Genomic DNA, 11,229 nt, shown 5'->3' with positions numbered 1-11,229 from the left:
ACTTTTGAAATTTTAAGTATTTCAGACTACTTAACTGTAGCTGTTGCTCCAACTTCTGCAAGTTTAGCTTTGATTTCTTCTGCTTCTTCTTTGCTAGCGCCTTCTTTAACCATTTTAGGAGCTTCGTCTACAAGAGCTTTTGCTTCTTTAAGTCCTAATCCAGTAATTTCACGAACAACTTTGATAACTTTAACTTTAGAAGCACCTACTTCTGTAAGTTCTACGTCAAATTCAGTTTTTTCTTCTGCTGCGCCACCTTCAGCTCCACCAGCTGCTGCCATAACAACACCTGCTGCTGCAGATACACCAAATTCTTCTTCACAAGCTGTTACTAATTCGTTAAGTTCTAAAACTGATAATTCTTTAATTGCATCAATTAATTCTTGAGTAGTTAATTTTGCCATTATTTGCACCTCCGAAATATTTTATATTATTCTTCTACTGTTTCTGTTGTTTCTTCTGCTACTTCTTCTGTTTTTTCTACAGTGGCTGCAAGATCAGCTGCTGTAGCAACGCCTGTTTCTTCCATTTTGTCTGCAATCGCTTTAACTGTACGAGCAAATGATGACATTGGAGACTTGAAGCTTCCAAATAGTTTTGCAAGTAATTCGTCTCTTGATGGTACCGAAGCCACTTTAATGATTCCGTCAACATCAAACAACTCACCATCAACAACACCGGCTTTAAATTCAAGCTTAGGCATGTCTTTAGACATTTTCTTAAGCACGCGTGGACCTGCAGTTGCATCGTCATAACTAATTGCAATCGCACTAGGACCTGCTAATTGATCGTTAAGTTGATCAAACGCCGTTCCTTCAAAAGCAAACTTCATCATTGTGTTTTTGTAAACCTTATATGTTACATTCGCTTCACGTAAAGCTTTACGAAGATTCGTATCTTGCTCTACTGTCAATCCACGATAGTCAACAAGAACGACTGAACTTGCATTTTCAAGATTATCTTTTATCGCTTGTACTACTGTTTGTTTTTGTTCAACTTTTGGCACTGTTACACCTCCTTAAGTATTGTGTAAATAAAAAAAGCTCTTACTACACACGCAGAAAGAGTCTAACCATATCGTTATTATCTCCTCGGTAGGTTGTGTACGTTATGCTCTTAAGCACCTACTGTCTGCGGTAGTCATTTTTTTCACTTGACAAAGTATATCAGAGATATTACTCGCTGTCAAGTAATATTTTGTGGAGAATGATGGGAGTCATTCTCCACATTAAAGTCATATTATATTAAGTACTATTTATCTTCAATTTTACCTGTATTAATTTTAATACCAGGTCCCATTGTTGAAGCAACGTTAACACTTCGAAGGTATTTACCTTTTGCTGCCGCTGGCTTCGCTTTAATAATCGCACTCATTAATGTGTGGAAGTTGTCCATTAATTTTTCTTTACCAAATGACACTTTACCGATTGGTACGTGTATAATATTGGCTTTATCAAGTCGGTACTCAATTTTACCGGCTTTAATATCATTAACAGCTTTCGCAACATCCATAGTAACTGTACCCGCTTTTGGGTTAGGCATTAATCCCTTTGGACCAAGGACACGTCCTAAACGACCAACAACACCCATCATGTTAGGTGTAGCAACGATTACATCAAAATCCAACCATCCATCATTTTGGATTCTAGGAATAAGTTCTTCTGCACCAACAAAGTCAGCTCCTGCTTCTTCTGCTTGTGTCGCTTGTTCGCCTTTAGCAAATACTAAAACACGAACTGTTTTACCTGTACCGTGAGGTAATACTACCGCACCACGTACTTGTTGGTCTGCATGACGACTGTCTACTCCCAATCGAATATGTGCTTCTACAGTTTCATCGAATTTTGCTTTACCTGTTTCTGTCGCTAAACTCAAAGCTTCTTCAGGATCATACAGTTTGGTTCTATCAACTAGTTTGGCAATTTCTGCATATCTTTTACCTTTTTTCATTCCATTTCCTCCTTGTGGTAATATCGGGAGTATCCCTCCCACACAAATCTAACTATTCTTCGACAACAACACCCATGCTTCGGCATGTACCAGCGATCATGCTCATTGCTGATTCAACGTTTGCAGCATTAAGGTCTTGCATCTTGATTTCTGCAATCTTTTTAAGACTCTCTTTTGTGATTGTAGCCACTTTATCTTTTTGTGGTACACCTGAACCAGATTTGATTCCACATTCTTTTTTGATAAGAACGGCTGCAGGTGGAGTCTTTGTGATGAAGCTAAAGCTTCTATCTTGATATACTGTGATTACAACCGGAATAATCATACCGGCATCTTTTTCCGTTTTTGCGTTGAACTCTTTTGTAAACTGCACAATGTTCACACCATGTTGACCTAACGCCGGTCCAACTGGTGGTGCTGGAGTTGCTTTTCCAGCAGGAATCTGCAATTTAATAAGTCCTGTAACTTTTTTCGCCATTTAGCGCACCTCCTGAATTTCTTCCATAAAAAGCTTTGTTCGTTTAATTCATTTTTTGAATCTTTGCATAATCTAATTCTACCGGTGTTTCTCGTCCAAAAATAGATAGATTAACAATAACTGTTCGTTTATGATCATGGATCTCTTTAATCACTCCAACAGAACCTTCAAATGGTCCGTCAACAACAGTAACAGTGTCACCTATTTCGACAAACAACTCAACAACAGATAAGTCAATACCCATCGCAGAAATTTCTGCTTCCGAAAGCGGAACCGGTTTAGAACCCGGACCTACAAATCCTGTTACACCTCGTGTATTTCGAACTACGTACCACGTCTCATCGTTCATAAACATTTTCAACAAGACATAGCCTGGAAAAAGTTTTTTGTCGACTTCTTTTCGTGTACCGTTTTTGTCTTCATATACTTTATGCAACGGAACGATGACTTCTAGAATCTGATCTTGAATCTTACGATTTTCAATCAACTTCTCAATATTTGCTTTTACTTTGTTTTCATACCCAGAATAGGTATGAACTACGTACCACTTAGCTTCTTCTGCCATAAGTAACCACCTTTATAGATTTCCTAAAATCAGATCAAAAATAACGAACTGAAAACCTGCATCGATGGCCGCAATAAGTCCACCAAGGATGAGGGCAAGAATGACAACAACATACGTTTGTTTCATTATTGTCTTTTTGTTGGGCCACACAATCTTTTTAAATTCAGATCGGACCCCTTTGAAAAAACCAACTTTCTTAGCGTCTGCTTCTCCCATTGATTCACTTCCTTTTCTTCCATAAAAAACGGAATCAAGAATTACTTCGTTTCTTTGTGATTCGTATGCTTTTTACAGAACTTGCAATATTTTTTTGTTTCTAAGCGCTCTGGGTGTGCTTTTTTATCCTTGGTCATGTTATAGTTTCTGTTTTTGCACTCCGTACACTCTAAAGTAATTTTTACACGCACAACTTCCACCTCCACTTAGTCTAATAAGGTTGTTTTTCGGACATTTTCTTACAAAAAAAAAGAGCCCTCTAAACGTGCAACTAATAATTTATCACACTTAGGGGCTTTTGTCAATAGGATTACTCGCATTTATTTTTGCGAATCAAAAAATCGGTCGCGCACACTTTCTTGCTGCTTATTATAATTTTTATAATAATTAACAACAGACTTCTTGTTCGTTCTAAAGGAACGAATATACTCTTTTGTTTTTTTTGATACATTTTTAAAGGTCATATTGTTTTTTTCTTCTAAAACACTTATCTCTGTACTTAATTCTGATATCTCTTTTAAATTTTCTTGTATTAATCGTATGTAATCCGCATACATTGCTGGGTGTTTTTCCACTTGATTGCGAATGCGTTTGTAACTTTGCGCAAACCCATCATCAATTTGAACAATATTGTTAATATCTTGTTGTTTCTTTTTAATAAGCGTATTAAAAGCTTTCATATCAAACAATTCTTCAGCTAACAATTGTTGCTGTTCTTTTGTGTAAATTAATAAAGCCTCAAGGCTTTTTTTCTTTGATAAAAGACCATGATTCAACAATTCCAATGTTGTAATGACTTCTTGCACAACTTCACCGCCTGACTTATTGTACTTGTACAGATTGCGTCCCTTGCTTGGATAGTTCCATCGCCTGTTTCCATGTATCTCGAAAATCTCTTAGAAAACCAAGTACTTCTTCTATGATCTCCACATTTTTCCGCGCATTTGCTTGAACTAGTCGCTGATATAGATAATCATACAATCGACGCATATCCGTTGAAATCTCGTAATTAGGATCAAGGGTCACGATAAATTCTTGTATTATGTCTTGAACTCGCATAATTTTGGCATGAGCCACGTCATATTGCTTATGCTCAATTGCAACAATTGCTTGATTAGCATATTTTATAGCTCCATCATATAACATGAGTGTCAAGTCTTGTGCTGAAGCTGTCATCACTGAATTTTGTTTGATTTTCGCATATGGATTACTTGTCATTTAATTCCTCCTGAATACTCTTACAACTTAAAATGATGCAAATTGTTGCGATAGCCACTGACCTGTCGACTGGCTTTTTTGCATAGCTTGTTCCATAGCCGCAAATTGATTATAATATCTTTCCTCAATTGCAGCAAGTCGATCTTCCAGTTTTGCAATCTCTTCTTCTTTATCTTCAATTTGATCACTCATATATTTATCATTGTAAAAAGTTAACGAACTGCTCATTGTTGATGATTTCATCTTATCGCGCATCTCATCATATAGCTGTCCACCTAATGCAGATAAAAATTCCATTACATCATCAGGATTCTCCTCTATGGCTTGACGAAGTTTGTTTTCTTTTTCAGAAAAAAGTGTATCATCATCGTCGCCTTCAATATGTAGCAATCCTTTTTCAGTATATGCCCCTGTAACAATACCTAGGTCTGCCAAGTAATTATACTCCATACCGCTTGTATCCACGCCGATAGATGCTGTCAACGTACTTCGCATGAGGTTATCTACATCTTCCAGTTTACTATCACGTCGAAGAAGTGCGTCTTTAATTTTTGTCTCCCATGCTTCAATTTCATCATCCGACATTGCACTTTTTTCTTCTGATGATAACGGATCATAACCTCTGGCTGAATCCGCATTTAATTTTGTGTTAAACAAATCTTTTAGTTCATTATATTTTAAGACAAACTCTTTGACTTTTTCATAAATAGCATCTGTATCTTGCGTTGCCGCAATATTAACCGAACCGCTATCTGCACGAATAGATAGAGATAATCCATTGACATTAACATCATTTGTCGCACTTGTCAACTCTGTTCCATTATATGTAAAGATTGCGTCTTGTCCAGCTGTTCCCACAAGATTCCCTGCTTGGAAACCAAGTTTTTCTAATGCTTGGCTATCCCCTGATAATTCAAGTTGAAGGTTTTCTCCTGTGTCTTTTGTGGATAAGAAGATACGGTTATAGTTTGAATCATAAGTTGCATTAATATCGAGTCCTGTATCTTTGAACTTTTTCATGATACTATCTAGTGTATCAGTTTCTTCAATGGTAATCGACTTACTGGTCACACCATCCGCTTCAATCGTGATCGTCTTATCGGTCCAAGCATCACCTGCTGCTAAGCCCATTAAGTCTCGAGCCGTTGTTGACCCCGTCGTTGTATCCGCAAGCTCTGTCCCTGTTAAAAACGATCCTTTAGCCATCTGCTGAACATCCACTGTATGACTGCCAATTAATGCACTGTTCGTATTCTTAACTGAGACAATCGCATCATTTGAACTCGTTACTTTTTTCTGTTGATATGTTCCTTGAGATTTAAAATCAAACAATTCTTCTTTATAAAAAGAATATAGTTTTGAATTCATCTCACTCCACGCGTCTTTTCTCCACTCAATCATTGTTTTTTGATTTTTGACACGCTGTACTTTTAAATTTTCAACTTTCATCATGTCACTAATAATGGATTGTGTATCTAATCCTGATGCCAATCCAGTAAATTGTATACCCATGGTTATTGCCTCCTTAAAAAGATACTATCGCTTTTCATCAACTAAAATTCCTGCTACATCCCAAATGCGTCCGACCATATCAAGAATCTTTTCTGAAGGGATTTCGCGAATGATCTTATCATCTTCCGCATCAATGACCTTGACCATAATATGGTTTGTCGCTTCATGGATTTCATATTCCAAACGACGATTATATATACGTAAATGCTTGTTTGCTTGTTCAATTGCTTCTAATGTTTTGTCTTTTTCTTCTTTTCCGGTTTCCTTTGTATTGTTGGGCTCTGCATGAGCAGCCGCACTGTTATCGTTGTTTTGTTTTGTCTTTTTGGCTTCAGCCTGCGATACTCCCATATTTTTTGATTGCATTCCATTCATATAGGATGCTCTTGCCTGATATTCACTATTGATTGTTTCAACTCTCATTGCATTACCTCCTCAAATTCACTACCTCTGATATAATTATCGGATCGTTCTTAAAAAAAATTAACCTCTAATCTTAATTATTCTTTTCGTCTCTTGATTGAATAGCCTTTTTTATTTTTGTCGAACTCGTTTGCTCTGTATATGGTAGGAAAACAAGGGTTGCCCCTTTTTTTTCTAAGAACAATTGATTGGCCTTCCAATCCGGATCTTGTGTATAATCACTTCCTGAAAATTGGCAATCAAACTGATACTTCTCATAAGCTTCCCGTGATCCAGCAAAATCCAAAGGAATCTCGACTGCTCTGTCTACATATCGGCAGGAACGAACAATCTCTATACGCTCCTCAAAAGGAATATAGGGTTCAACTTTTTTGTTTCGCTTAACCCCCTCATCTGAGACCACACCAACAATAAGGTAATTACATTGCTCTTTTGCACGCTTTAATAGATTCAAGTGCCCAATATGGAACAAATCAAAGACCCCGGCGATATACCCAACATTATATTTTTTTATTGTCTGATCTTCATCCTTTGATACGATCATCTTTGGTGCCTGGCTATGTTTATATTCGATATTCCGGTCATACACATAGTAGGTATCAATCTGCATTGCCTTTAGCTGATGTACAATCGGTAAAAACGCTTTAATACAGATAATAATTCGGTATGCCTCTAGGTTTAGATTGACTAAGCGCTCTGGCGAACAAATTTCTATTCCATTTAGTTTTTTTCCCCATTGTGCTGGGTTGTTATCCACAATAAACGCAATCGCATAATCTTCTCCATACAGACTCAAAAAACGCTTTGTAAAATTCCCTGAACCAAAAAGAATAATCTTTTGATTTTGAATTCCCTTAAATATATTAACAAAAATTTTCTGATATTCATCTTTTGAATAATTCATTCGCTGACGATTCGTATGAACAGTCTGATGATTGATTTCATGTTGTTCAAGAAATGGTTTTAACTGTTTTTGATTGCGAAGTTTCTGTGTGAACTCTCCTGATTTTTTTCTCCACAGCTCAACATCATTTTGAAGATTATAACGGTGCCAAAAAAAATCTTTAGGAAGTATAGATTCAATTTTTGCATCTTGCATATAGATAATTTCAATAGCCCTAAATATAATTGCATTGGCCGGATAATTTTCCACATAAAATTCTTGATCGAAAAACATATATTCTCCATCAACATAGAAACAATTTAAGGGTACTAAATCAATAAACCCTTTTTCCAATATAGCACTTTGGTGATTTGTTTCCTCTATGGAGTCAACATGGCTTGAAGAATTTAATATTACCTCTCGAAAGCGATCAATCGCTCGAACAAACTCCTCTTTGTCCATAAATGCTAACTTTCGAATATAGTCTATAGCCATTGGAGCCTCTACAAATGGCATGATGTATGTATTATTGACTAATTTTCCTTCAACCATCTTTATATTACAGCTTTTTAATACCGTTTGGTTGTTCACAATTTGTTGTAATCTCTGATTTCCTTCAGGATAAACGGCTTTTTTTTCTACAGTATGCGTGTCTCTGATGAGTGTCATGAGTGCATTTTCTCTTCCACGGTCCATGGAAATAGTTACATGTTCGACGTTGTCAAATCGTTTGCTTTGACTACATTCAAACAAATACGTATTGGCCATACTATGAAACATACCATTATTTATAAGATCACTATAGACGTATTTTTCATCTAAAAAAACCGAATCCGGATGATTATACTTTGGAAACAAGCGAATCCCTAATTCTTCATTTGGCAACATTGTCTGTGCATAAATCACTTGCGGCATTTCCAAATTGGGAAGAACTGAATAACTTTTGTAATGCTTCCATCCGGCACGGTTTAGAAAGCCTTTGATTTCTGCTTTTGAATAATTTCTCCCTTGGATATATGCTTTGCCATAGGATACAATCTGTCGATAGTTTTCAATCCCATCAAAGCTTCTTCCGGTATAGGGATCCCTATCTCCACAGAAGTAACGTATACCTAAGCGATTATCCGTTCCTAGAAGAAGGGTTCCTGTACTTTTTAGCATTTGCTGCCATCCTATAAGCGCCTCTACCGGATCCTTTGCTTTCTCAAGTTGATAAAGAGCAACAATATAATCGTATGTGGCTGTTCTATCACTAATGAATGCTTTATCAATGCTTCGGTCACTTTTTACAGCCTCAACAACCTCTGCTTTTTTTAAAAGCAGTTCATAGACGGTATCCTTTTCATCACCAATATATAAAATTGTACATTTATCACTAAAACTATACCAGTTTAACAGTCCTTTCGGAAGTTCTCTTAACATTTCCTGTGCATTCATTCTATACTCCTAACCACAACTTTAATTCTACACTAAATTATCGATAAAATATTTGTAGATTTTTTCTCCACTCGTTCCGTCCAAATTATCTGCCATCGTCTGGGCAGCTTTTAATTGCCGTTCTTTTACACCTTCAAGTTGTTCATGAATAATATCATCAAGAAATCCTTGTAACGTAAAGTAACGGCTTTCCTTTCGGCAAAAAACATGATATGCATCACTTTGTTCAAATCCATCTTCGCTTTTAAACAATTGCATATACACCTCTTCAGACAAGGTTGGATAAAAAGTCTCTATTTGATCACTTGCCAACTGAATAATTGCAACTTTTCCATCAAATCGACGCTGAATTAATAGGGTATTATCCGCAATTTGTTTTGCCATCATCGTTGAAAAAACTCTTTTCGGGTGATATCCGTTGGCAATCTGATCTGCCCCTTCCCAAAATTCTGGAGAAAGTATACTGGTCGCGCCTGTTTTTTTGTTAACTTTAACGCCATATTTTGCAAACCCCGGAACTGTGACAATATAGTCTTTCAAGTTTAGCAGTTGCAGATGCGTTAAGGGAACATTCAAATTATTTGTCCATAGTTTAAATGCTTTTGGCATACTATATAATTGCGTTTTAAGTGTTTGATGATTCCACTGCACTATATACCCACTATGCACTTCTGCCAGCCACAGATCATTCCCGTCGCATGTAATCGCACTATAACCATAATTAGCCTCTCCTAATGCATGGTATTGATACTTTCTTGTGTCCATATCAAACTCAATAATGCAGTGAGAATTTTCCAGCGTTATCCACAAACGCTGCTCATCAACCGCATAGCCTCCCACCTTATTGATGGTGTTGCGTTGTGTCTTTGGAACTTTTTCCAAACACGCACTATGTGTCTTCCATGCATTGTCCTTCAAGTCATATTCAAACATATTCCCATGGGTCATCGGAATATAGAAGATTGACTGCTTGTATTTTACAACACCTTTACAACCTATGCTTTCCTGCCCTTGTCTTAAAGGCAGTTCAGATAGCTGTTGTGTTGATATTGAGTATTTTGCCGGACCGGTTGCTAAGTACGGTGCAAAGTAAATTGTATCCTGCTCAGCGTCTTGATCCATTCCTATATATGTGTTAACCCATTTCGGCTGATTTTTTAGGCGATCTATAAAGTTTATCTGCTTTGAATTTAAATCCATATGAAACAATCCACTAACAGCACCTGCCGTAAAGTATAGGTCATCGTTGTTCACCGTCGCATCCAACATCAGAAGACGTCGTTGCTCTATTCCGACAAAATCCTGACTTATGATGTTATCTAATGTAAACACAGGTTTTCCAACAACTTCAAATAAGTTGATAACGGATGTCCCCTCTTCACCTACATAGCCTTCTGAAAGCGCTATTGTACGCGAAAGATTTGGGGATGTATCATAGACCCCCACATTATTCGATACAAAATAGTTGACCAATTCTTCATAACGGTGTGTCAGTTCAGGACGCATCGACCTAACCGTTCCCTCCAACAGAGGATGCGGGCGCCAAATAAGACAGAGCGAGTTAAGCTTTTGCACATGTTTAAATAATTGTAATAATTTGTTTATATAGATTTCTCCATCTGTTAAAAAAGATGTAATACTTGTATTAAGCATAATCGCTTTTCGCCCCTTAAGCATAGGTTCCCACGCTTTAGGTATTGATGGTTTTTTTCTGCAGGTATTTATTATATGGTCTAATTTAGGCGAGCCAAATACAACAACTTTTTCATAGTATGGTGTAGCTATAAATTTGCTTCGCACATGCTCTGACTGTACAACGATATTGTCTACATGATCATATGCCGATAACCCTAAATGTTCTGTTGGAAAAAAACCACTCGTTACATAATATGGTACATAAATAAGTCGTCCGACATTTTGTTTGAGCTTTTCAGAGTAATAGTCTGGATGTACGCTTGTAATTCGATTTCTATTATCATAGGGGTTGTGTATATAAACGATATCCGGCTGCATCATCTCAATCGAGTACTGTTGATAATGTGTCACGGGGACATCTGCCGGAAAAAGATCGCCTTCATAACGTGCTTCCCATGACTCATTTTTACTATTATATTCAAAAAATGGAATCGCAATCACATGGGCTACGCAGTTTTTATCCGCCTGGGCTGCTTTCCATATGCTTTCTAAGCTATCCCACATCGCTGCCTTATACGGTAAAAAAACCACATGATATGTTGTTGGGGTTGTCTCTATTAGGTTCTTCAAAAAATCCGGGTATACATTCAGCACCTTTAAGTCCACATCATCTAAGCTTTCTTTTTCTTCACACACTCCCAAAGCCTGCACATAATTTTCATAAGCTAAGGTCGTCTTAGTTGCATCGGTTGTATTTTCATCAATAACCTCTTTGATTGCACGACCTGCTTCTTGACAATCTTGAATAAACACCTTTTTTTGCTCTATACTGTCTATCCCTATAATTACTTGATGTAGCTCAAACATTGAGTCTAAAATCGGCAAAATCTGATTTTTTACAAATTGTCGCAT

13 protein-coding genes and 1 other annotated feature are annotated in these 11,229 nt (G+C 37.0%); all 13 genes read right to left on the bottom strand.

Annotation, left to right across the window (positions count from 1 at the left end):
• Positions 1-26: 26 nt before the first annotated feature.
• Positions 27-404, bottom strand: coding sequence for a 50S ribosomal protein L7/L12 (gene rplL, locus QBE53_03235; GenBank protein ID WZL82135.1), 378 nt, complete (start codon positions 402-404; stop codon positions 27-29).
• Between the two features lie 26 nt (positions 405-430).
• Positions 431-1,006, bottom strand: a complete 576-nt coding sequence (gene rplJ, locus QBE53_03230; protein WZL82134.1) for a 50S ribosomal protein L10 — start codon at positions 1,004-1,006, stop codon at positions 431-433.
• A 21-nt stretch (positions 1,007-1,027) separates the two neighbouring features.
• Positions 1,028-1,155 (bottom strand) — a sequence feature (ribosomal protein L10 leader region).
• Positions 1,156-1,251: 96 nt separating this feature from the next.
• The gene (gene rplA / locus QBE53_03225; GenBank protein ID WZL82133.1) at positions 1,252-1,950 is read right to left on the bottom strand and encodes a 50S ribosomal protein L1; all 699 of its coding nucleotides are present in this window, start codon (positions 1,948-1,950) and stop codon (positions 1,252-1,254) included.
• Positions 1,951-2,002: 52 nt separating this feature from the next.
• On the bottom strand, positions 2,003-2,428 hold the full coding sequence (rplK, locus tag QBE53_03220) for a 50S ribosomal protein L11 (GenBank protein ID WZL82132.1): 426 nt from the start codon (positions 2,426-2,428) through the stop codon (positions 2,003-2,005).
• Positions 2,429-2,471: 43 nt separating this feature from the next.
• Entirely contained in the window at positions 2,472-2,993 is a 522-nt protein-coding gene (nusG, locus tag QBE53_03215; GenBank protein ID WZL82131.1) for a transcription termination/antitermination protein NusG, read from the bottom strand.
• A gap of 12 nt (positions 2,994-3,005) precedes the next feature.
• Positions 3,006-3,209 (bottom strand): preprotein translocase subunit SecE, encoded by a 204-nt coding sequence (gene secE, locus QBE53_03210; GenBank protein WZL82130.1) that lies wholly within the window; start codon positions 3,207-3,209, stop codon positions 3,006-3,008.
• 41 nt (positions 3,210-3,250) lie between these two features.
• Positions 3,251-3,400, bottom strand: coding sequence for a 50S ribosomal protein L33 (gene rpmG, locus QBE53_03205; protein ID WZL82129.1), 150 nt, complete (start codon positions 3,398-3,400; stop codon positions 3,251-3,253).
• 129 nt (positions 3,401-3,529) lie between these two features.
• Positions 3,530-4,015 carry a hypothetical protein gene (locus QBE53_03200; GenBank protein WZL82128.1) on the bottom strand — a complete coding sequence of 162 codons (486 nt, stop codon included), beginning with the start codon at positions 4,013-4,015 and terminating at the stop codon, positions 3,530-3,532.
• A gap of 16 nt (positions 4,016-4,031) precedes the next feature.
• A complete protein-coding gene (gene fliS / locus QBE53_03195; GenBank protein WZL82127.1) occupies positions 4,032-4,427 on the bottom strand; it encodes a flagellar export chaperone FliS in 396 nt (131 codons plus the stop codon).
• 27 nt (positions 4,428-4,454) lie between these two features.
• Complete coding sequence (gene fliD / locus QBE53_03190) at positions 4,455-5,939, bottom strand: flagellar filament capping protein FliD (protein WZL82126.1); 1,485 nt, start codon at positions 5,937-5,939, stop codon at positions 4,455-4,457.
• Positions 5,940-5,963: 24 nt separating this feature from the next.
• The gene (locus QBE53_03185) at positions 5,964-6,362 is read right to left on the bottom strand and encodes a flagellar protein FlaG (GenBank protein ID WZL82125.1); all 399 of its coding nucleotides are present in this window, start codon (positions 6,360-6,362) and stop codon (positions 5,964-5,966) included.
• Positions 6,363-6,435: 73 nt separating this feature from the next.
• The gene (locus QBE53_03180; protein WZL83260.1) at positions 6,436-6,876 is read right to left on the bottom strand and encodes an adenylyltransferase/cytidyltransferase family protein; all 441 of its coding nucleotides are present in this window, start codon (positions 6,874-6,876) and stop codon (positions 6,436-6,438) included.
• 1,833 nt (positions 6,877-8,709) lie between these two features.
• Positions 8,710-11,229: a hypothetical protein gene (locus QBE53_03175; GenBank protein ID WZL82124.1), complete on the bottom strand. Its 2,520-nt coding sequence runs from the start codon at positions 11,227-11,229 to the stop codon at positions 8,710-8,712.

It is taken from the genome of Vallitaleaceae bacterium 9-2 (genome assembly GCA_038396585.1).
Lineage (GTDB): Bacteria > Bacillota > Clostridia > Lachnospirales > Vallitaleaceae > UBA1351.
Note: the sequence above shows the minus strand (reverse complement) of the source record. Positions and strands in the feature narration are given on the sequence as shown.

Bases quoted from the DNA above. Each gene is read 5' to 3' on its own strand.
- rplL (WZL82135.1), bottom strand. From the start codon at position 404: ATGGCAAAATTAACTACTCAAGAATTAATTGATGCAATTAAAGAATTA.
- rplA (WZL82133.1), bottom strand. From the start codon at position 1,950: ATGAAAAAAGGTAAAAGATATGCAGAAATTGCCAAACTAGTTGATAGA.
- rplK (WZL82132.1), bottom strand. From the start codon at position 2,428: ATGGCGAAAAAAGTTACAGGACTTATTAAATTGCAGATTCCTGCTGGA.
- nusG (WZL82131.1), bottom strand. From the start codon at position 2,993: ATGGCAGAAGAAGCTAAGTGGTACGTAGTTCATACCTATTCTGGGTAT.
- secE (WZL82130.1), bottom strand. From the start codon at position 3,209: ATGGGAGAAGCAGACGCTAAGAAAGTTGGTTTTTTCAAAGGGGTCCGA.
- fliS (WZL82127.1), bottom strand. From the start codon at position 4,427: ATGACAAGTAATCCATATGCGAAAATCAAACAAAATTCAGTGATGACA.
- fliD (WZL82126.1), bottom strand. From the start codon at position 5,939: ATGGGTATACAATTTACTGGATTGGCATCAGGATTAGATACACAATCC.
- QBE53_03185 (WZL82125.1), bottom strand. From the start codon at position 6,362: ATGAGAGTTGAAACAATCAATAGTGAATATCAGGCAAGAGCATCCTAT.
- QBE53_03175 (WZL82124.1), bottom strand. From the start codon at position 11,229: ATGCGACAATTTGTAAAAAATCAGATTTTGCCGATTTTAGACTCAATG.